The sequence below is a fragment of the Anaeromyxobacter sp. SG17 genome (assembly GCF_022690695.1).
GTDB classification, from domain to species: Bacteria; Myxococcota; Myxococcia; order Myxococcales; family Anaeromyxobacteraceae; genus Anaeromyxobacter; species Anaeromyxobacter soli.
The window spans coordinates 16514-36721 of sequence record NZ_JALCYX010000023.1; the positions used below are offsets into that span (position 1 = coordinate 16514).

The window sequence follows — 20208 nt, forward strand, 5'->3', positions numbered from 1 at the left end:
GCGCTAGACCTCTCCCTCGAACCGGCCGTGCAGCTTCACCGGCGCTTCCTTGGTGCGCCGCATGCGCATGTTGAGCAGCTCGACCCCGAGCGAGAACGCCATCGCGAAGTAGATGTAGCCCTTCTCCACGTGCCGGCCGAACGACTCGGCGACGAGCATCACGCCGATGAGGATGAGGAAGGAGAGCGCCAGCATCTTCATGGTCGGGTGCCGCTCGACGAAGTCGCCGATCGCCCCGGCGAACACGAGCATCACCCCCACCGCGAGCACCATGGCCGTGACCATCACCGCGAGGTGCTGGGCCATGCCCACGGCGGTGATGACGGAGTCGAGCGAGAAGACGATGTCGAGGACGCCGATCTGGACGATGACGCCCCAGAAGCTCGCCGCGCCGCCCTGCCCCGCCGCCGCCTCCGGCCCGTGCTTCACCTCGAGCTTGTCGTGGATCTCGAACGTCGCCTTCGCGATGAGGAACAGCCCGCCCGCGAGGAGGATGAGGTCGCGCCCGGAGAACCCGTGGCCGGCGACGGCGAAGAGCTCGCGCGTGAGCCTCATCACCCAGCTGATCGCGAAGAGCAGGCCGAGCCGCGTCACGAGCGCGAAGGCGAGCCCGAGCCGGCGCGCGCGCGGCTGCTCCCCGGCGGGCAGCCGCCCGGCGAGGATGGTGAGGAACACGACGTTGTCGATGCCGAGGACGATCTCCATCGCGGCGAGCGTCGCGAGCGAGATCCAGGTGTCGGGCTGCGTGAGCAGGTCGAGCATGCCGGCCTCCCATGCCCGATGCGGGCGCCCTTGTCGAGCGGGAGCGGGCGCTCCCTGTCGCGCGGGGCGGGCCCGGGCGGGCGGCGTCAGCGGGCGAGGGCGAAGCGCCTCGGGCCGCCCGAGGGGGCGCGGATCACCTCGCCGCGGGCCTCGAGCAGCTCGAGGTTCGCGACCGTCTCGGACATGGTGAGGAAGGCGTCGCCCGGCTTCGCCCAGGGGAACAGGGCGCGGGAGAGCTCCCAGGCGGTCCGCGGCGCCTCTGCGAGGAGCTCGCGCAGCTTCGCCTGGCGCTTTCCGTAGAAGTCCACGAGCCGGTCGATCACCGCCCGGTGGCCGGAGAACGGCGGGCCGTGGCCGGGCAGCACGAGGTCGATCTCGAGGGCGTGCATGCGGCGGACGCTGTCGAGGTAGGCGAGGAGCGGGCGGAAGTAGCCCTCCTCGCCGCGGGGGCCGAGCTCGATGAGCGGGTTCGGCGAGACCTTCTGGAGGAGGTGGTCGTCCGAGAAGAAGAGCCGGCGCGCGCGGTCGTAGAGGCAGACGAGGCCGGGGGTGTGCCCCGGCATGTGGAGCACCTCGAGGTCGAGGTGGCGCCCGCGGATCCGCTCGCCCTCGCCGATGGGGCGCGCCTCCGGGACGCGGCGCGCGAGCTCGAAGCTCTTCTCCCCCGCGAGGGCGGTCGCCTCGATCACCTCCGCCGGCACGCCGAGGCGCGCGAGGTGCGCCGAGTAGGCGGCGGCGTGGTCGCGCCAGCGCCAGCCGCCCTCGGCGACCTTGGGCAGATCGGCCGGGTGCGCGAACACCGGCGGGCCGGCGCCGTGGCGCTCCTGGACGAAGCGCGCCCCGCCGTAGTGGTCCACGTGGCCGTGCGACACCACGATGCGCGAGACCTCGTCGAAGCGACGGCCGATGCGCCTGAACCCCTCCTCGATCGCGGCGTGCGCCTCGGTGCTCGCGAAGCCGGAGTCGAAGAGCACGAGCCCGCCGCCAGCCTCCTCGATGACGTAGACGTTGACCGGCCCGCCCGCCTGCGGGAACGGGATCGGCACCGCGATGCGTGTGACTCCGAGCCCGGCGAGCTCCGCTTCCGTCATCACCGGCTCTTCTTCAGCTTCTCGGCGAGCTCCGGCAGGGCCTTGAACAGGTCCGCCACGAGCCCGTAGTCCGCGAGCTGGAAGATCGGCGCGTCGGGGTCCTTGTTCACCGCCACGATCACCTTCGATCCCTTCATCCCGGCGAGGTGCTGGATGGCCCCGGAGATGCCGGCGGCCACGTAGAGCTCCGGCGCGACCACCTTGCCGGTCTGCCCGACCTGCCAGTCGTTCGGGACCCAGCCCGCGTCCACCGCCGCGCGGCTCGCGCCCACCGCGGCGTTGAGCTCGTCGGCGAGCGCCTCGATCGGCTTGAAGTCGCCCTTCGTGCCGCGGCCGCCCGCGACCACGATGCGCGCCTCGGTGAGCTCGGGCCGCGCGCTCTTCACCTCCGTGAACCCGGCGTAGCGCGTCCTGAGCGCGCCCGCGTCGACGCTCACCTGCGCCGTCGTCACCGCGCCCTTCCCCTCCTTCGCGGCGGCCGGGAACTCGGTGGCGCGCACGGTGAACACCTTCACCGGCGTCGCGAGGGCGACCTCGGCGAGGACGTTGCCCGCCCACATCGGCCGGCGGAACGTCACCTCCGCGCCCTCGCCGCCGAAGCCCAGCACCTCGGTGGCCATCGCGGCCTCGAGGAGGCCCGCCACGCGAGGGAGCAGGTCCTTGCCGAACGCGGTCGCCGCCGCGCCGACGTGGGTCGCCTCCACGGCGCGCGCGAGCTCGGCCACGACCGGCGCGTGCGCCTCGGCGAGCGGATGCTCGAGCACCGCCGCGTCGGCGGCGTGCACCTCCGCGCCGTAGCCGGCGAGCTCCTCGGCGACGGGGCCGATCCCGCTCCCCAGCACCGCCACGTGCAAGGTCCCGCCGGTGCGCCGCGCGACCTCGCGCCCCGCCGAGAGGGCGTGCAGGGTCGCCTTGCGGACCGCGCCGCCGAACTGCTCCGCCACGATGAGGACGTTCGCCATGATGTGCCTCGCGCGCTAGACGACCTTCGCCTCGCCGTGGAGCTTGCTGAAGAGCTCCTCGACGTCCGCCACCTTCACGCCGCCCTTGCGCGACGGCGGCGCCGACAGCTTCTTCACGACCACCTTCGGCGCGAGCTCCACGCCGAGCGCGGACGCCTGCAGCTCCTTCAGCTCCTTCTTCTTCGCCTTCATGATCCCGGGCAGCGAGGCGAAGCGCGGCTTGTTGAGCCTGAGGTCGGTCGTCACCACCGCCGGCAGCGAGACCTCGAGCGTCTCGACGCCGCCGTCGACCTCGCGCACCACCGCGAGCGACTTGCCGTCCGCGGCGAGCCTCAGGCCGGGCTCCTTCTTCTGCTCGGCCTCGCTCTCGAGGCTCTCCGTCTTCGAGGCGAAGGTCGCCTGCGGGAGCCGGAGCCGCGCGGCGAGGTACTGCCCGGCCTGGTTCTGGTCGTCGTCGATCGACTGCTTGCCGAGGATGACGAGGTCCGGCTTCTCCTGCTCGAACACCTTCGCGAGCACCGCCGAGACCCCCACCGGATCGAGCGGGCCGTCGTGGCGGACGAGGATCCCGCGGTCGGCGCCCATCGCCAGCGCCGCGCGGATCTCGGTGGCCGACTTGTCGCCCCCGATGGAGGCGACGATCACCTCGCCGCCGTGCTTCTCCTTCAGGCGAAGCGCCTCCTCGACGGCGATCTCGTCGAAGGGGTTCATCTTGTAGTTGACCCCGTCGGTGACGATCCCCGAGCCGTCGGGCTTCACCTTGATCTTCGACTCCGGGTCTTCCACCCGCTTCGCGGTCACGAGGATCTTGAGGCTCATGGATGCACCTGATTTCCGAATCGGTTCGAGGGCCGGCCAGATCTTGCGCAGCGCGGCATCGGACCGCAACCGAAAAGGCGGGCGCCTGTGCCCCACGAGGGCGCCGCCAGAAACGCGCGAAAGTGCGACAGACCGGATACGAGGTGGAGACGCGGGCCCCCGGAAGGGCCCATTCTCGCTCCGTCAAACTCGCTCCAAGGAGACATGAAGATGCGCAGCTCCCTCGCACTCGCGATCGCCGCCGTCGTGTTCGCCTTCCCCGCCGCCGCGCAGTCTCGCGCGCAGACCGAGTCCGCCATCAAGGGCACGGGCAAGTACGGGGCCGCCGGCTGCGGCCTCGGCTCGATGGCCTTCGGCGACACGCCGGGCGCCGTGCAGATCCTCGCCGCCACCACGAACGGCCTGTTCGGCACGCAGACCTTCGGCATCACCACCGGCACCTCGAACTGCGGCCCGGGCCTCTTCGCCATGGGCACGAAGAACTTCGTCGAGGCGAACCGCGAGGCGCTCGCGAAGGACATCTCCCGCGGCGAGGGCGAGGCCATCGGCGCGCTCACCGTCATCAACGCCTGCGGCGACTCGCACAAGGTCGGCGCCGCGCTGCAGAAGAACTTCAAGACCATCTTCCCGAGCGAGAGCGCGTCGAACGACGACGTGACGCGCGCCATCCTCGAGACGCTGCACGGCGACCAGAGCCTCGGCTGCGGCAAGAGCTAGGCGGAGCGGGGAGGGCCGAAAGCGGCCCCTCGTGGTAATCAGGAGCGCGGATGACCCCCAAGGTCGCCGCGCTCCTTCTTCTTTCCGTCCTCGCCGCCCTCCCCCGGAGCGCCGCGGCAGAGGCCGCTCCCGCGATCGCCCTCCCGACCGCGGCCGCGTCGCTCGTCGCGCGCGCCCGCGCCGCTCACCTCGCGGAGGATCCGGGCTGGCTCCGCCTCGGCCACTGGCGCAGGGGGCTCCTCGGCCTCCGCAGCGAGGTGGACGGGCGCGAGTTCTTCCTCGCCAAGGACGGCAAGACCGATCCGGCCGCCGAGCTCGAGGCCACCATCGCGGGCCTCTTCTCCCCCGGACCGTTCGCGGACGAGCTCGCCGATCCCTACTGCCGCTTCCCGGCCCGCGCCGCCTTCCTCGCCGCGCGGCTCGGGCTCGACCCGGCCGCCCTCCCGCCGCGCAGCTGCCCCAAGCTCGACGACTTCCTCGCCCGCGTCCGCCCCGCGGGCGTGACGCTCGTCTTCTCCTCCTACTACCTCAACAACCCCTCCTCCTCCTTCGGCCACACGCTGCTCCGCCTCGACAAGGCGGAGGGCGCCCGCGAGGGGAAGCACTTCGAGCTCCTCGACTACGGCGTCGACTACGCCGCCACGGTCGACACCTCGAACGCCATCCTCTACGCGGCGAAGGGGCTGTTCGGCCTCTTCAAGGGCGAGTTCAAGCACTACGCGTACTACTACAAGGTCCGGCAGTACGGAGACTTCGAGTCGCGCGACCTGTGGGAGTACGACCTCGCCCTCGCGCCCGAGGAGACGCAGCTCCTCGCGCGGCACCTCTGGGAGCTCGGCGGGACCTGGTTCGCCTACTGGTACCTCGACGAGAACTGCAGCTACCACGTGCTCGGCGCGCTGGAGGCGGCCGCGCCGCGGCTCGACCTCCTCTCGCACGTCGGCCGCGCCGTCGTCCTCCCCTCCGACACGCTGAAGGCGCTCTACGCGAACCCCGGCCTCGTCCGCGCCGTCCACTACCGCCCCTCGATCCGCACGCAGTTCGAGGCGCGCGCGCGCGACCTCTCCGGCCTCGAGCTCCGCACCGCGGTCGTGCTCGCGAGGAGCCCGGCGGCGCCCTTCCCGGAGGCGCTCGCGCCGGCGCGGCGCGTGGCGGTGCTCGACGCGGCCCAGGACCTCCTCGACCTGAAGCACGGGCGAAAGCTCGTCATGGGCGAGGATCCCGCCGCCGCGACGCTCCGCCAGGCGCTCCTCGAGCGCCGCGCGGAGATCCCGGTGGCGAGCGCGCCGCTCGAGGTGCCCGCGCCCGAGGCCCGCCGTCCGGACCAGGGCCACGGCTCGTTCCGCGTCGGGCTCGGGGGCGGCGCCGCGGACGCGCACGGCGGCTACGCCGCGCTCGAGACGCGGCTCGCCCTCCACGATCTCGCCGACCCGCTCCAGGGCTACCCGCCCACCGCGCAGATCGAGTTCCTGCCCGCGAGGCTGCGCTACTACCCGGAGCACCAGCGGCTCGAGCTCGACGACGCGTCGCTCGTCCGGGTGGTCTCGCTGAACCCGCTGTCGCGCTGGGACCAGCGCCCCTCGTGGCGGATGCGGGTGGGCGCGACGACCGTGCGCGACGGCGGCTGCGCGGGCTGCCTCGCCGGCGCCCTCGAGCTCGGCGGCGGCCTGGGCGCCGCGAACCTGGCCCGCGCGGTGGACCTCCTCGCCCTCGGCGACACCGAGCTCCTCGGCTCGCCGCGACTCGACGGCATCCGCGGCGCCGGCGTGCGGCTCGGGCTCGGCCCCTCCGCGCTCGTGCGGATCCGCGGCGGCGAGCGGGTGGTGCTGCTCGCCGAGGCGCGCTGGCGCTACCTGCCCTTCGCCACCCCCGAGCAGACCTGGGCCCTGTCCGGCACGCTCCGGCTGCACCTCACGCGCGCGCTGTCGCTCGCCCTCGAGGCGCGCGCCGCGCCCGAGGACCGCGACGTGCAGGCGGGCGTGCTCGTCTACCGGTGACGCACCGCGCGGCTCAGCGCTCCTGCCCGTAGCGCCGGACCCGCTCGGCGCCGCGCACGACGCGCAGCGCGCCCTCCGCGAGCGCGCGCAGCTCGTCCTCGCCGGGGAACACGTGGGTGGGGGCGATCCAGCCGACGCGGCGGCGCACGCCCTCGACGACGTGCGGGAGGTGGGCCATCCCGCCGGTGAGGAGCACCGCGTCGACCGCGCCCTCCAGGGCGGCGGCGAGCGCGCCGACGGCCTTCGCGATCTGGTAGCACATCGCGTCCACCACGACGCACGCCTGCGAGTCCCCGGCCTCGCAGCGCCGGATCGCCTGTCGCGCGTCGCGCGTGCCGAGGTACGAGTACAGGCCGCCGTCGCCGAAGAGCCGCCGCTTCAGCGCGCGCTCGTCCGCGCCCGGGGCGAAGCAGAGGTCCACGAGCGCCATCGACGGCACGCCGCCGGCGCGGTCGCCGGAGAACGGCCCCTCGTCCTGGGGGTTCACGACGTCCACCATCCGCCCCTCGCGCTGCGCGGAGAGCGAGACGCCCGTGCCCATGTGGACCACCACGAGCCGCAGGTCCTCGAGCGCGCGGCCGGCCTGCGCCGCGTAGCGCCGCGCCACCGCCCGCATGTTGAGCGCGTGCGAGAAGCTCCGGCGCTCGACGCCGCACAGGCCGGAGACGCGGGCGACCGGATCGAGCTCGTCCACCGAGACCGGGTCGACGATGAAGGCCGGGCAGCCGTGGTCCTCGGCGAGCGCGCTCGCCATGGGCGCGCCGAGGTTCGAGGCGTGCTCCCCGCGCTCGGCGCGCTCGAGGTCCTCGAGCATGGCGGCGTCGACGAGGTAGGTGCCGGAGCGGAGCGGCGGCAGGAGCCCGCCGCGGCCCGCGACGGCGGCGAGCGCGCCGCGGCCGACGCCGGCGTCGCCGAGGAGCGCCCGGGCCGCGTCGAGGCGCACCGGCAGCTCGTCGAGGACGCGCGCGGCGGGGCGCTCCATGAGCGCCGGGTGGGTGAGCTTCTCCTCGCGCACCAGCGCGTCGCCGCGGTAGAGCGCGAGCTTCGTCGAGCCCGCGCCCGGGTTCACCGCGAGGACGAGCGGCTCCGCGCCCGCCGTGTCGGTCGTCATGGCCGTCCGTCCCCGGGCGAAGGCGCGCCGCCGCCCGCCGCGGCGAGGGAGGCCGCCGAGAGCACGCCGAGCGCGATCGAGTAGATCTTGTCCTCCGCCCGCTCCACGCGGGACGGGATGAGCACCGGCGCGCGCGCGCCGACGATGACGTGCCCGACGTGGCGGCGGGCGAGGTAGGTGAAGGCCTTGCCGAGGGCGTTCCCGGTCTCGATGGAGGGCACGAGCAGGAGGTCGGCGTGACCGGCCACCGGGTGGTCGATGCCCTTCGCGCGCGCCGCCTCGGGGCTGAGCGCGTTGTCGAGGGCGAGCGGGCCGGAGACGACGCAGCCCGCGAGCTCGCCGCGCGCGTTCGCCTCGGCGAGCGCCTGGGCGTCCTTCGTCGCCGCCATCGCCTCGTTCACGGTCTCGACCGCGCACAGGCAGGCCACCTTGGGCCGCTCGTAGCCGAGCGCCTGGAAGAGCCGGACCGCGTTCTCCACGATCTCCTTCTTCTGCGCGAGGCCCGGCGCGACGTTCACCCCGCCGTCGGTGACGCCGAGGAGCCGCGGCCGCTCGGAGAGCGGGTGATCGGCGACGAGCACGTCGGAGAGGAGCCGCCCGGCGCGGAGCCCGTCGGCGCGGTCCAGGATGGCGCGCAAAAGCTCGGCCGTCGGCAGCCGGCCCTTCATGAGCACGGCCGCCTCCCCGCCGCGCACCATCGCCACCGCGCGCCGCGCCGCGTCGGCGTCGGTCTCGGCCGGCTCGATGCGGTAATCGCCGGGATCCTCGCCGGCGGCCGCGAGCCGCGCCCGGATCCCGGCCGGCGAGCCGACGAGCACGATCTCCGCGATCTTCTGGCGCCGCGCGAGCGCCGCCGCCGCGAGCGCGGTCTCGTTCTCCGCCGCCGCCACGGCCACGCGAAGTGGACCTCTGGCGCGGGCGGCGGCGACGAGCCGCTCGAGCGTGGGGATGGGAATCATCGCAGCCCTCGCGGTACTATGCCGTCCCTTTGCCCAATCTCGCCACCGGCCGGCCGGCTTTTACACCGGCCTGCCGCGCCCTGCACGTCCCGTGATGAGGCGCGCGCGAGGAGGAGACGCGCTTCTCATGGAACGACGGCTTCTTTCCGGCGACGAGGCGGTCGCGGCGGCCGCGGCGGACGGGGGGGTGCACCTCGGCACCGGCTACCCCGGGACCCCCTCCACCGAGATCCTCGAGGCGTTCTCGACCCTCGGCGGCAAGGCCCAGTGGGCGCCCAACGAGAAGGTGGCGCTCGAGGTCGGGCTCGGCGCCGCCTTCGCCGGCGCGCGCGCGATCGTCACCATGAAGCACGTGGGCCTGAACGTCGCCGCCGACCCGCTCTTCACCTCCGCCTACACCGGGGTCACGGGCGCGCTCGTCGTGGTGGCCGCCGACGATCCGGGCATGGCCTCCTCGCAGAACGAGCAGGACAGCCGCCGCTACGCGGTCGCCGCCGGGCTGCCCATGCTCGAGCCGGCCGACTCGCAGGAGGCCTACGACCTCGCCCTCGCCGCGCTCGAGCTCTCGGAGCGCTGGCAGCTCCCGGTGATCCTGCGGATGACCACCCGGGTGTGCCACTCGAAGTCGATCGTCACCCGCCGCGCCGCGAGCGCGCCCGCGCCGGTCCCGCGTTTCCGCCGGGACGTCGCCGCCCGCGTGATGATCCCCGCCTACGCCCGCCCGGCCCACCGCCGGCTGCGCACGAAGCTCGACAGCCTGCAGGCCTTCGGCGAGACCTCGCCGCTCGCGGTGTGGCGCGAGGGGGACGGCAAGCTCGGCATCGTCGCGAACGGCGTCACCGCGCGGCACGCCCGCGAGGCGGCGCCGGGGGCGAGCCTGCTCGAGCTGAAGCTCGTCCACCCGCTCCCGCTCGAGAAGATCCGCGCCTTCGCCGCCTCGGTCGAGCGCTGCGTCGTCCTCGAGGAGGGCGACCCTGTCATCGCCGACGCGGTGCGCGCGGCGGGCATCGCGGTCGAGGCCAAGGCGCCCGCGTTCCGGTTCGGGGAGCTCGACGTCCCGCGCGTGCGCCGCATCCTCGCGCGCGACCTCACGCCCGAGCCGGAGCCGCCGAAGGGCAAGCCCCCGCAGCTCTGCGAGGCCTGCCCCTACCACCCCGTCTACTCGACCCTGAAGAAGCTCGGCTGCATCGTGGCGGGCGACATCGGCTGCTACACGCTCGGCGTGCTCCCGCCGTACGAGGGGATGGACACCTGCGTGGCGATGGGCGCGTCCCTCGGGGTGGGGCTCGGGCTCCGCCACGTCCTGCCCGAGGAGGACGCGCGCAAGGTGGTGTCGATCATCGGCGACTCGACCTTCGTCCACACCGGCCTGAACGGGCTCGTCGAGATGGTCTACAACCCGCCGCCCACCGGCCACGTGCTCGTCGTGCTCGACAACGGCACCACCGCCATGACCGGCCAGCAGGAGCACCCCGGCACCGGCCGCACGCTCGACCACGCCCCCACCGGCAAGCTCTCGATCGAGGGGCTCGCAAGGGCGCTCGGCGTGCGGAACGTGGACGTGGTCGATCCCATCGCCGAGCCGGCCGGGTTCGAGAAGCTCCTCGTCGACCGGCTGGCGCGCCGCGAGCTCTCGGTGGTCGTCGCGCGCCGCCCGTGCATCCTCGCCGCCGCCGACATCCGCAAGTACGAGAAGGCCGCGGCCGCCGCGGGCTGCGCGGCCTGCCCGGAGATCGAGAATGTCTGACCGCGTGGACGTGGTGAACGTGGTGTTCGCGGGCCTCGGCGGCCAGGGCGTCATCAAGGCCTCGGACATCCTCGCCGACGCCGCCTTCCGCGCCGGGCGCGACGTGAAGAAGGCCGAGGTCCACGGGATGAGCCAGCGGGGCGGCTCGGTCACCTCCGACGTCCGCTTCGGGCGCGAGGTGCTCTCGCCCATGGTGCCGGGCGGGGAGGCGGACTACCTCGTCGTCCTCTCCGCCTCGGAGATCGCCGTCACCCGCCCGCTGCTCGGGCCGCGCGGCGTGCTCATCCCGCCCGACCTCGTCGACGAGGCGACGCTGCCGAACCGCAAGAGCCTCAACGTCGCCCTGCTCGGCGCGCTCGCCCGCCTCCTCGACCTACCCGAGGAGCACTGGCTCGCGGCGATCCGCGCGGCGCTGCCGGAGCGGCTGCACGAGGTGAACGAGAAGGCGTTCCGGATCGGCCGCGCGGCGGCGCTCCGGACCTAGGACACCCACACACGGCGGGCGGCGGGGACGGGGACGAACGAAAGGAGCGGCTCCAGGTGAGCAGCCAGTGGAACGACGCGCCCGGGGGCTTCCACCCCGCGAGCGCCCCCGACTTCCTGCCGCGGCGCGAGCTCGCGCGGCTCCAGCTCGGAAGGCTCCGATCGGTCGTCGAGCGCGCCCACGCGCGCGTCGAGCTCTTCCGGCGGCGCATGGAGGAGCGGGGCGTCACGCCCGCCGACGTGCGCTCGCTCGAGGACCTCGGTCGGCTCCCCTTCACGGTGAAGACCGACCTGCGCGACACCTATCCGTTCGGCCTGTTCGCGAGCCCGATGGAGCAGATCGTGAGGCTCCACGCCTCCTCGGGCACGACCGGCAAGCCCATCGTCGTCGCCTACACCGAGGCGGATCTGCGGGTGTGGACGAGCGTGATGGTGCGCACCTTCGCCGCCTGCGGGCTGCACCGCGGCGACGTGATCCAGAACGCCTACGGCTACGGCCTGTTCACCGGCGGCCTCGGCGCCCACTACGGCGCCGAGGCGCTCGGCGCGACGGTGATCCCCATCTCCGGCGGCAACACCGAGCGCCAGCTCATGGTGCTGCAGGACTTCGGCGCGACCGCCATCTGCTGCACGCCCTCGTACATGATCCACCTCGTCGAGCGGGCGCGCGAGGCGGGCATCTCCTTCGAGCGGCTCAAGGTGGGCGTCTTCGGCGCCGAGCCCTGGACGGAGGAGATGCGCCGTCACATCGAGGCGGCCGCCGGCATCCGCGCCCACGACGTGTACGGCCTCTCGGAGATCATCGGCCCGGGCGTCGGCATCGAGTGCGAGCGGCGCGACGGCCTGCACCTCTTCGAGGACCACTTCTACCCCGAGATCATCGACCCGGAGACGGGCGAGGTCCTCCCCGACGGCGCGGAGGGCGAGCTCGTCCTCACCACGCTCTCGAAGGAGGCGATGCCGATGATCCGCTACCGCACGCGCGACATCACCTCGATCGTCCCCGAGCCGTGCGCCTGCGGCCGCACCCTGCGCCGCATCCGCCGCATCGGCCGCCGCTCGGACGACATGCTCATCATCCGCGGGGTGAACGTGTTCCCCTCGCAGGTGGAGGCGGCGCTCCTCGCCGTCGAGGGGACCCTGCCGCACTACCAGATCGTCCTCGCCCGCGTGCAGGGCCTCGACGAGATGGAGGTGCAGGTGGAGGTGACGCCGGAGGTGTTCTCCGACGTCATCGGCGCGCTCGAGGCGCTCCGGCGCAGGCTCGAGGCCGCCATCGACCACGTCGTCGGCATCCGCGTGAAGGTGACGCTCGTCGCGCCGCGCACGCTCGCCCGCAGCGAGGGCAAGGCGAAGCGCGTCCTCGACCGGCGCAACATGTAGGAGGGGGTCCCGTGAAGATCCGTCAGCTCTCCGTGTTCCTCGAGAACCGCCCCGGCCAGCTCCGCTTCCCCTGCAAGGCGCTCGGCGATGCCGGCATCGACATCGTCACCATGTCGCTCGCCGACACGGCGCAGTTCGGCATCCTGCGCCTCGTCGTGAAGGAGTGGGAGCGCGCGAAGTCGGTGCTCGAGGCCGCCGGGGTGGTGGTGAACGTGACGGAGGTGCTCGCCGTCGACGTGCCGGACCGCCCGGGCGGGCTCGCCGCGGTGCTCGAGGCCTTCGAGCAGGCCGGCGTCGGCGTCGAGTACATGTACCCCTCCGCTTCGCGCGAGCGCGGCCGCCACGCCACGCTGCTCTTCCGGCTCGAGGACCCCGACCGCGCCGAGAAGCTGCTCGAGGCGGCGGGCGTGAAGCTCGTCGGCCCCGCCGAGCTGTTCGCGCGCTCGTAGGGGACGCCGTGACGATCCCCGTGCTCGAGAGCCCGATCTTCGACCCCGCCGAGACGCTCCCCATCCCGGAGCGGCGCGCGCTGCAGGCGCGACGCCTCGCCGAGACGGTCCGCCGCGCGAGCGCCGTCCCGTTCTACCGCGACGCGCTCGGCCGCGCCGGCGCGACGCCCGAGGCGATCCGCGCCGTGGACGACGTCCGCCGGCTGCCCTTCACCACGAAGGACGACCTCCGCGAGACCTACCCGCTCGGCCTGCTGGCGGTGCCGAGGGGCGAGCTCGCCCGCGTGCACGGCTCCTCCGGGACGACCGGCAAGCCCACCTTCGTCGCCTACACCCGGCGCGACCTCGACACCTGGTCCGGCCTCGTCGCGCGCTTCCTCGTCGCGGGCGGGCTGCGCCCGGACCACCTCGTCCACGTGGCCTTCGGCTACGGCCTGTTCACGGGCGGCTTCGGCCTGCACTACGGCATCGAGCGGGTGGGCGCGGCGGTGGTGCCCGCCGCCGGTGGAAACACCCCGCGTCAGGTGATGCTCATCCGCGACCTCGGCGCCGAGGTGCTCGTCTGCACGCCGTCGTACGCGCTGCACATCGCGGAGGTGGCGGCCGCGGAGGGCTTCCGCCCGGGCGACCTGCCGCTCAGGCTCGGGCACTTCGGCGGCGAGCCGTGGACCGAGGAGATGCGCGCGGCCATCGAGAGCGCGCTCGGGATCCGCGCCTTCAACAACTACGGGCTCTCCGAGGTCATCGGCCCGGGCGTCTCCGGCGAGTGCCCCTACCGCACGGGCATGCACGTGCAGGAGGACCACTTCCTCGTCGAGTGCGTCGACCCCGACACCCTGGCCCACGTGCCGGACGGCCAGGTGGGTGAGCTCGTCTTCACCACGCTCACCAAGGAGGCGATGCCGGTCCTGCGCTACCGGACGCGCGACCTCGCCGCGCTGGACCGCTCGCCCTGCCCCTGCGGCCGCACCGGCGTGCGGATGAGCCGGGTGGTGGGCCGCTCCGACGACATGCTCATCATCCGCGGGGTGAACGTCTTCCCCTCGCAGATCGAGGAGGCGCTGCTCCGCGTCGAGGGGACGGCGCCGCACTACCTCATCGAGGTCTCGCGCCCGGGCTCGCTCGACGAGGCGGTCGTGAAGGTGGAGATGCGCCCCTCGGACTTCCGCGACGAGATGCGGCAGCTCCAGGAGCTGCACGACCGGATCGACCGCGAGATCCACGCCGTGACCGGCGTGCGCATGGCGGTCGAGCTCGTCGCGCCGAACACGCTCGAGCGCTCCGCCGGCAAGGCGCGGCGGGTGCTCGATCACCGGCGGCGCTGAACGACAGCTCGATTCGCGATACCTTCGGTGACGCGAATCGCGCTGTCGTTCAGCGATTTGTAACGGGGGCTGCGCCCCCGCCCGCCGAGCAGAGCTCGTCGGGGCCCACCCCTGCTCGCCGGGTCCCGTGCGCCGCCGCGAGCGGCTCCGCCGCTTCCGCGGCGTCGACCCGGCGGGCTCGCTTCGCTCGCCTGTTCGCGAATCGATAGAGCGCGGCCCTCGCGCGGCGGCCGCTCTGCCGCAGCGCGAGGGGACGCTCCGGCTACAGCGCCAGCAAGGTCGAGAGCTCGAGCTGGTTCGCCGTGTACGTGTCCGCGCCGGTCACCGTGGCGGTGTCCGTCACGTACCGCGTCGCCTCGAGGCCGAGGCGCCAGCGCGAGGTGAGGTTCACGAGCGCGCCGGCGGAGAGCTGGCTGTTCCGGCGGATCGGGCTCGAGGTCGCGCTCGCGGCCGGGAGGGTCGCGTCGCGCGGGTCCTCCCGCCCGGCGCCGAGGAGGAGGGTGTACCCGGGCACGGGCGTCACGGCCGCCTGCGCCCACAGCCCGCGGGTCTCGACGTTCGACACGCGCGCCAGCGCGACGTCCGCGACGACGCCCTTCGCGTTCACGGCGTAGAGGATGTCGAGGTTCTCGCCCGCGAACGCGCCGCCCACGAGCTGCACGTAGGGGAGGTCGAGCTTCAGGTCGAGCGCGAGCGCGCGGCTCTCGGCGGTGACGTCCTTCGCGGCCCGGTCGGCGGTGGCCGCGAAGGAGTACTTCTCGCGCCCGGCGTGGCCAGACACCCCCAGCTCCGCCGTCGCCTTGCCGCCGCGCCGGTACACGCCCGCGACGCGCGCCTCCACGTTCGGCGTCCCCGAGCGCTCCCCCGCCGGCCCCGGCGCGCCGTTCGCCGCGTCGGCGGTGACGCCGGCCCGGTCGAGCGGCGCGAGCGCGCCCAGCTGGTAGACGACGCCGAGCGTCCGCCCCAGATCGCCGGAGACGCGCACCTGCGGCGCGCGGCGGTAGAGGAAGCCCGCGCCCGCGAAGCGCGGCGTGGCGAGGTGTGAGAGGCTCTGCGCGAAGTACGGCCCGCCCACGATCCCCCAGGTCTGGCCGGCGAGCACGGTGAGGTTCGCGAGCTCGGGCCAGGCGGCGGAGACCCACGCGTGCCTGAGCCGCACGAGCGGCAGCGACGGGTCGTCGGACCCGACGGTGTTTCCTCCCATGAAGTCGAGCTCCACGAGCGCCTTCAGCTTCGCGTTCGCGAGGAGCCCGTCGGAGGGGATGCCGACGTTGAGGCGCAGCCGGCTCTGGCGCACCCCCATGCCGAGCGCCGCCTCGCCGTCCGGACCGCCCCGCGCGAAGCGAGGCAGGTCGTTCGCGTTCAGCGGGCCGGAGCTCGCGTAGGTGTTGAGGAGGAGCCAGCCCGAGGTGTCGAGGGTGAGCTTCTGCGGCTCGTCGGGGCGGGCGGCGAGCGGTGAGGCGAGGAGCAGGGCGGCGGCGAGCAGCGGGGCGGGGCGCGTCATGGGTCCTTCTCCGCGGGGCAGGGGAAAGGATCGATGCTAGCGAGTCCCGAGTGGGACTCACAACCCTCCCGGGCTCGACCCGGGAATCACGCAGCGCGTCGAGTGGGGAGTGAAGTTCGGGCTGCGGTCCTTCGGGGTGATCCACGCGTGGTCTCGGTACCCACGTCACCGGACCGCTAGAGTGACGCGCGGTGTCAGCTCGCGTCGAGCCGGCGTGCTCGACGAAAAGACTCGGTCTCGCTCCCGTCATCGTGCGCGACGCGCCCGAAGACGGGTGTCGAACAAGGAGGGGATCCCGTGACGAAGACCCACCTGCGACGCACCTCCCTCATCGCCGCGGTCGCGCTCGCGCTCTCTGCTCCGCCGAGCGGCGCCCGCGCCTCCGGCTTCCAGCTGGTGGAGCAGAACGGGAGCGGGCTCGGGAACGCCTACGCCGGCCAGGCCGCGGCGGCGGAGGACGCGAGCACCATCTTCTTCAACCCCGCCGGCCTGACCCGGGTGCCGGGCCTGCAGCTCGTGGCGGCGCTGGACTTCGTCCGCCCTTCTCCCGACTTCACGGACAGCGGGAGCACGCGGGCCACGCCGCTGCAGCCTTCGCTGGGCGGCAACGGCGGCGACGGCGGCTCCCTGTCGCTCGTCCCGAGCGGCTACGTCTCGTTCGAGACCGTCCCCGGCCTCATCTGGACGGGCCTCGGCGTGAGCGTCCCGTTCGGCCTCGAGACAAACTGGGACTCGGGGTGGGTGGGCCGCTTCCACGCCCTCAAGTCCTCGGTCGAGACCATCAACCTCAACCCCACGGTGGCGTGGAAGATCGCGCCGTGGCTGTCGGTCGGCGCCGGCGCGAACTACCAGCGGCTCGACGCCGAGCTGACGAACGCCGTGAACTACAGCGCCGCCGCCTTCGCGGCCGGCGGCGCCGCGGCGCTCGCCGCGGTCGCGGCCTCCGGCTGCGGCACCGCCGCGGGCGGCTGCGAGGGCGTCGCCAAGGTCTCGGGCGACACCTGGACCTGGGGCTGGAACGCCGGCGCGATGCTGGAGCTGCCGACGCAGACGCGCGTCGGGGTCTCGTACCGCTCGACGATGAAGCACCACGTGAAGGGAGACGTCTCCTTCAGCAACCGGCCGGCGCTGCTCGCCACCGGGCTGCCGAACGGCCCCGTCAAGACGACCATCGAGATGCCGGACACGGTCTCGGTGGCGGTCGCGCAGAAGGTCCTCCCCGCGCTCGAGCTGCTCGCCGACTTCACCTGGACGGGCTGGTCCTCGATCACGGACCTCTCCATCTACAGAAAGAGCGGCGCGCCGCTCTCGAGCACGCCCCTCGAGTTCGACGACAGCTGGCGCGTCGGGCTCGGCGCGAACTACCAGGCGACCCAGATGCTGAAGGTCCGGCTCGGCACCGCCTTCGACAAGACGCCGGTCCAGGACGAGTTCCGCACGCCGCGTCTGCCCGACGAGGATCGCTGGTGGGCGGCGGCCGGCCTCCAGTGGGCGTTCTCGAGGCAGGCGGCCATCGACGTCGGCGGCGCGTACCTGTTCATCAAGGAGGCGAGCAGCAACCTCCCGAACGTCGACCCGAACCCGCCGACGGGCTTCCAGCCCTCGCCGCGCGGCGCTCTCGTCGGCTCGTACGACGCCAACGTCTGGATTGCGAGCGCGCAGGCGCGTTACTCATTCTGACCGCTCCTCTTGGGTGGCGCGCGTCCTGTCGAAGGGCGCGCGCCACTCGATCACGTGAGCGTCGGAGCCGCTCGCGCTCAGGTCTTTCCTCGCGACCGAGGGCCGAGAGCTCCCGTGCGCGCGCCGCCTCGCGTTCGCGCAGAGGATGACGCGGCGCGCCGGGCGCTCTTTCTTGACTTCACGTAGGCTGACGCGCAAATCGGTCCATTTGTCCCCGTAGCTTTCTCTACTCCCCGTCCGCGTCACGAGGAGACATCGATGTTCCATCGCCGCGCCACGATTCTGGCCGCCGCGGTTCTGGCGGCCGCCTGCACGCAGTCGGTCGAGCAGAACGGACCGCCCGACGTGCTGGTCTTCGCGTCCTTCTCTCCCCCCGCCATCCCGCTTCCCAACGACCTCGCCCTCCAGAGCGCCCCCACGCTGCCGGCAGGGCTCCAGAAGGAGCTGCTCCAGTCGTTCGTGGTGAAAGGCGGCTTCCCGAGCGACCAGGAGGTCGCGATCACCGTCCCGTTCCACACCTCCACCCGGAACGTCGACGACGGGACCTACTCGCGCTCCGCGACCCCCCCGAGCCTGGACCTCAAGACGGTGAACGAGAGCACCGTCGCGGTGCTGAAGATCACCGCCGGCGCCGCCGAGCGGATCCCCGTCGAGGTGGGCGGGTACGCGAACGGCGTGCTCGCCCTCCGCAAGGTCGCGGACGCCGCCGGCAGCCGCCGCTGGGCGCCGGGGCGCTACGTCGCCGCGCTGCGCGGCGGTGAGCACGGCGTGAAGACGACCGACGGCCGCGCCGTGGCGGCCGAAAGGCCCATCGCCCTCGTCGCGCAGGGCGTCGATCTCATGAGCCACGAGAACCAGCCGCCCGGGATCACGCCGGCGCAGGTGCAGCAGCTCAGCTCGCTCCAGGCGCTCTACGCGGGCTCCGTGGGGTGGAAGCCCGTCGAGACGCAGACGCCCTCCGGCCTCACCGTCCTCTGGCAGGCCTCGACCGTGCCGGGCCAGCTCTCCGCGTTCGCCGCGGTGGACACGGTCTTCCCCCACCAGGAGATCGCGAGCGTCCAGACCTTCGGGACGCAGCCCTCGACGGCGAGCCCGCTGACCGACAGCGGCTCGGGCCAGATCCCCTTCCCGTCCGACTTCCTCCTCGACCCCGCCTCCGGCAAGGTGCGCAACAACCCCGCCTTCGGGCCCGCGGCGGCCGGCCTCGCCACCCTCGACGGCTTCTCGACGACGGGCATGATGCTCGTTCCGCTGACGGCGCCGGTGAAGGCCGCGACCGTGAACGCGAACAGCGTCCTCGTCTTCGAGCTGCCCGCCGGCGGGACCCCCCGCCGGCTGCGCGACGTCGCCGCCGCGCTCGGCGCCGGGGCGCCCGGCACGGCGGAGTACCTCACGCAGCCGCCCGCGCTGAACCGCGACGTGCAGGGGACGAGCGTCACGACCGCGCTCGGGCTCCAGCCCGGAATTCCGGTCCCCACGCCGACGCCCGCCGGGATCGTCTACGTCCCGCCGCTCAAGCAGAAGACCCGCTATGCCGTCATCGTCACCGATCGCGTCAAGGACACGCAGGACGCGGCCCTCGTGCGCAGCACGCTCGCCGAGATCGTGTTCGGGTTCCAGAACCCCCTCGTCGTGGACGGCAAGTCGCAGATCCCCGGCGTGAGCGACGCTGACGCGGGCGGCCTACAGGCGCTCCGGACCGGGCTCGCGCCGCTGCTCGACAACCTCGGCGCGCTCTCCGGCGACGCCTCGCTCACCCGCGACCACGTCGTCCTCGCCTACACGGTCACCACCCAGACCGTGACCGACGTGAGCGTCAAGCTCTCCGCGGCGCCGTACGATCCGAACGGCGACGGCAACATGGCGGACAACGCCGCGTTCACCACGGTGGCGGCGGCGCCCCTCGACCTCGCGAGCTTCGGCATCACGGCCGCGCAGCAGGCGGCGCTGTTCCCGAGCGTGGCCGCGTTCCTCGACGCCCGCTTCGTGAGCCTCGACGCCATCGACCCGGCGAACGGCGCGCTCAACCCCGACCCGAGCGCGTGGACGCCCGTCCAGCTCTCGGCGACGGTGGCCGTGCCGAAGTGCGGCGCGCCGCCCTGCGTCGCGCCCCTCGTCGTGTGGCACCACGGGCTGAACGGCGGGCGGCTGCAGATGCTGGGCGTCGCCGAGTCCCTCGCCGCGAAGGGCTTCGTGGTCATCGCCACGGACGCGCCCTACCACGGCGATCGCGCCTTCTGCTCGCAGAACTCCGACTGCACGACCGACGGCACCGCCGACGGCGTGTGCACGCCCGACGCCGCGCGCGCCGGCCAGGGTGACGCGGTCGCGCCGGGCACCTGCACGACGGGGCACCTGCGTCTCGGCAACGACTTCACCACCGAGGCCTCCGGGAACTACTTCATCTCGGGCAACTTCTTCCGCATCCGGGACGGCATCCGGCAGGACCTCTTCGACCACGCCGCCCTCATCCTCGCCGCCGCCCGGCCACCGCCCGGAAGCGGCTTCCCGCAGCCGCAGGTGAACGCGCTCGCGGCCGCGCTCGCGGGCCACGGCGTCGGGATCGACCCGACGCGCGTCTACCTCGAGGGGCTCTCGCTCGGCGGGATCAACGGCACGGAGATCGCCGCCACGAACCCGCGCATCTCGCGCGCGGTGCTCTCCTCGCCGGGCGGCACGCTGACCGACATCTTCACGAACGCCCCGGCGTTCAAGTCGGCGGTCGATCAGCTCTTCCTCTCCCTCGGCATCGACCGCTCGAAGATCGCGACCGATCCGGCGGTGGCGGCCCGCTACGTCCAGACGCTCATCCTGGCGAAGTGGATCCTCGACCCGGCCGACCCGATCAACTACGCCCAGCACGTCGAGACGAAGCTCCCGAGCCCGCTCGCCGCGCTCGGGCCGCTCGCCTCCTCGACCACGGCCGCCTTCGGCCAGCTCTCGAAGTGCGACCCGGTGGTGCCGAACCGGACCACGGTCGTCGGCGGCGTCCCGCTCGCCTACGGGGACCTGCTCCTCGACCTCGGAACCATCGACACGACCCTCTACGACAGCCGCTCCGCCGCGGGCGGCTGCGTCGACCACGGGGTCATCCTCGACACCTTCGCGCCGCTCTTCGGCGGCACGTCCATCGGCGGCCCGGTGCGCGAGGACGCGGCCCGGTTCCTCTCCGACGGCACCCTTCCCCCTGCGGCCGTGACGCTCGACTGACGAGGAGAC

At 73.4% G+C, this 20208-nt stretch carries 16 protein-coding genes; 9 read left to right on the forward strand and 7 right to left on the reverse strand.

Annotated features, from left to right (window positions below; translation table 11 throughout):
• Positions 1–3 precede the first annotated feature (3 nt).
• The 4 genes from MNY60_RS11030 to MNY60_RS11045 all read right to left on the reverse strand — a co-directional run bounded on the left by MNY60_RS11030 (position 4) and on the right by MNY60_RS11045 (position 3634).
• Positions 4–762, reverse strand: a complete 759-nt coding sequence (locus MNY60_RS11030; protein ID WP_242333971.1) for a TerC family protein — start codon at positions 760–762, stop codon at positions 4–6.
• Positions 763–848: 86 nt separating this feature from the next.
• On the reverse strand, positions 849–1853 hold the full coding sequence (locus tag MNY60_RS11035; protein WP_242333975.1) for an MBL fold metallo-hydrolase: 1005 nt from the start codon (positions 1851–1853) through the stop codon (positions 849–851).
• On the reverse strand, positions 1853–2815 hold the full coding sequence (locus MNY60_RS11040) for an electron transfer flavoprotein subunit alpha/FixB family protein (RefSeq protein WP_242333978.1): 963 nt from the start codon (positions 2813–2815) through the stop codon (positions 1853–1855). The genes MNY60_RS11035 and MNY60_RS11040 overlap by 1 nt, the downstream gene beginning before the upstream one ends.
• A 15-nt stretch (positions 2816–2830) precedes the next feature.
• Entirely contained in the window at positions 2831–3634 is an 804-nt protein-coding gene (locus MNY60_RS11045) for an electron transfer flavoprotein subunit beta/FixA family protein (protein ID WP_242333981.1), read from the reverse strand.
• Positions 3635–3838: 204 nt separating this feature from the next.
• On the opposite strand from MNY60_RS11045, the gene MNY60_RS11050 reads away from it, so the two are divergent.
• Positions 3839–4351: a DUF3015 family protein gene (locus tag MNY60_RS11050; protein ID WP_242353989.1), complete on the forward strand. Its 513-nt coding sequence runs from the start codon at positions 3839–3841 to the stop codon at positions 4349–4351.
• A gap of 50 nt (positions 4352–4401) precedes the next feature.
• Positions 4402–6348 carry a DUF4105 domain-containing protein gene (locus MNY60_RS11055; protein WP_242333985.1) on the forward strand — a complete coding sequence of 649 codons (1947 nt, stop codon included), beginning with the start codon at positions 4402–4404 and terminating at the stop codon, positions 6346–6348.
• A gap of 13 nt (positions 6349–6361) precedes the next feature.
• On the opposite strand, the gene buk is transcribed toward MNY60_RS11055, so the two are convergent.
• Both buk and MNY60_RS11065 read right to left on the reverse strand, forming a co-directional pair.
• Positions 6362–7459: a butyrate kinase gene (buk, locus tag MNY60_RS11060; RefSeq protein ID WP_242333988.1), complete on the reverse strand. Its 1098-nt coding sequence runs from the start codon at positions 7457–7459 to the stop codon at positions 6362–6364.
• A complete protein-coding gene (locus MNY60_RS11065) occupies positions 7456–8418 on the reverse strand; it encodes a bifunctional enoyl-CoA hydratase/phosphate acetyltransferase (RefSeq protein WP_242333991.1) in 963 nt (320 codons plus the stop codon). Before MNY60_RS11065 ends, buk begins: the two co-directional genes overlap by 4 nt.
• A 127-nt stretch (positions 8419–8545) precedes the next feature.
• Here MNY60_RS11065 and MNY60_RS11070 point away from each other — a divergent pair, with 127 nt between their 5' ends.
• The 5 genes from MNY60_RS11070 to MNY60_RS11090 are packed head-to-tail and all read left to right on the forward strand — an operon-like array spanning position 8546 to position 13805.
• Complete coding sequence (locus MNY60_RS11070) at positions 8546–10165, forward strand: thiamine pyrophosphate-dependent enzyme (RefSeq protein ID WP_242333994.1); 1620 nt, start codon at positions 8546–8548, stop codon at positions 10163–10165.
• Positions 10158–10649 (forward strand): 2-oxoacid:acceptor oxidoreductase family protein, encoded by a 492-nt coding sequence (locus MNY60_RS11075; protein WP_242333997.1) that lies wholly within the window; start codon positions 10158–10160, stop codon positions 10647–10649. Before MNY60_RS11070 ends, MNY60_RS11075 begins: the two co-directional genes overlap by 8 nt.
• Before the next feature lie 56 nt (positions 10650–10705).
• Positions 10706–12031: a phenylacetate--CoA ligase family protein gene (locus tag MNY60_RS11080; protein ID WP_242334000.1), complete on the forward strand. Its 1326-nt coding sequence runs from the start codon at positions 10706–10708 to the stop codon at positions 12029–12031.
• An 11-nt stretch (positions 12032–12042) separates the two neighbouring features.
• Positions 12043–12480, forward strand: coding sequence for an ACT domain-containing protein (locus MNY60_RS11085; protein ID WP_242334003.1), 438 nt, complete (start codon positions 12043–12045; stop codon positions 12478–12480).
• A gap of 8 nt (positions 12481–12488) precedes the next feature.
• On the forward strand, positions 12489–13805 hold the full coding sequence (locus tag MNY60_RS11090) for a phenylacetate--CoA ligase family protein (RefSeq protein ID WP_242334006.1): 1317 nt from the start codon (positions 12489–12491) through the stop codon (positions 13803–13805).
• A 262-nt stretch (positions 13806–14067) separates the two neighbouring features.
• Here MNY60_RS11090 and MNY60_RS11095 read toward each other — a convergent pair whose 3' ends face one another.
• Positions 14068–15309: a hypothetical protein gene (locus MNY60_RS11095; RefSeq protein WP_242334010.1), complete on the reverse strand. Its 1242-nt coding sequence runs from the start codon at positions 15307–15309 to the stop codon at positions 14068–14070.
• 297 nt (positions 15310–15606) lie between these two features.
• On the opposite strand from MNY60_RS11095, the gene MNY60_RS11100 reads away from it, so the two are divergent.
• Both MNY60_RS11100 and MNY60_RS11105 read left to right on the forward strand, forming a co-directional pair.
• Positions 15607–16989 carry an OmpP1/FadL family transporter gene (locus tag MNY60_RS11100; protein WP_242334013.1) on the forward strand — a complete coding sequence of 461 codons (1383 nt, stop codon included), beginning with the start codon at positions 15607–15609 and terminating at the stop codon, positions 16987–16989.
• Between the two features lie 258 nt (positions 16990–17247).
• On the forward strand, positions 17248–20199 hold the full coding sequence (locus tag MNY60_RS11105) for a hypothetical protein (RefSeq protein WP_242334016.1): 2952 nt from the start codon (positions 17248–17250) through the stop codon (positions 20197–20199).
• Positions 20200–20208 lie beyond the last annotated feature (9 nt).

What these genes read in the sequence shown, in the direction of transcription:
- MNY60_RS11075 (WP_242333997.1), top strand. Translation starts at nt 10,158, where the DNA reads ATGTCTGACCGCGTGGACGTGGTGAACGTGGTGTTCGCGGGCCTCGGC.
- MNY60_RS11070 (WP_242333994.1), top strand. Translation starts at nt 8,546, where the DNA reads ATGGAACGACGGCTTCTTTCCGGCGACGAGGCGGTCGCGGCGGCCGCG.
- MNY60_RS11065 (WP_242333991.1), bottom strand. Translation starts at nt 8,418, where the DNA reads ATGATTCCCATCCCCACGCTCGAGCGGCTCGTCGCCGCCGCCCGCGCC.
- MNY60_RS11030 (WP_242333971.1), bottom strand. Translation starts at nt 762, where the DNA reads ATGCTCGACCTGCTCACGCAGCCCGACACCTGGATCTCGCTCGCGACG.
- MNY60_RS11105 (WP_242334016.1), top strand. Translation starts at nt 17,248, where the DNA reads ATGTTCCATCGCCGCGCCACGATTCTGGCCGCCGCGGTTCTGGCGGCC.
- MNY60_RS11050 (WP_242353989.1), top strand. Translation starts at nt 3,839, where the DNA reads ATGAAGATGCGCAGCTCCCTCGCACTCGCGATCGCCGCCGTCGTGTTC.
- MNY60_RS11095 (WP_242334010.1), bottom strand. Translation starts at nt 15,309, where the DNA reads ATGACGCGCCCCGCCCCGCTGCTCGCCGCCGCCCTGCTCCTCGCCTCA.
- buk (WP_242333988.1), bottom strand. Translation starts at nt 7,459, where the DNA reads ATGACGACCGACACGGCGGGCGCGGAGCCGCTCGTCCTCGCGGTGAAC.
- MNY60_RS11035 (WP_242333975.1), bottom strand. Translation starts at nt 1,853, where the DNA reads ATGACGGAAGCGGAGCTCGCCGGGCTCGGAGTCACACGCATCGCGGTG.
- MNY60_RS11045 (WP_242333981.1), bottom strand. Translation starts at nt 3,634, where the DNA reads ATGAGCCTCAAGATCCTCGTGACCGCGAAGCGGGTGGAAGACCCGGAG.
- MNY60_RS11040 (WP_242333978.1), bottom strand. Translation starts at nt 2,815, where the DNA reads ATGGCGAACGTCCTCATCGTGGCGGAGCAGTTCGGCGGCGCGGTCCGC.
- MNY60_RS11055 (WP_242333985.1), top strand. Translation starts at nt 4,402, where the DNA reads ATGACCCCCAAGGTCGCCGCGCTCCTTCTTCTTTCCGTCCTCGCCGCC.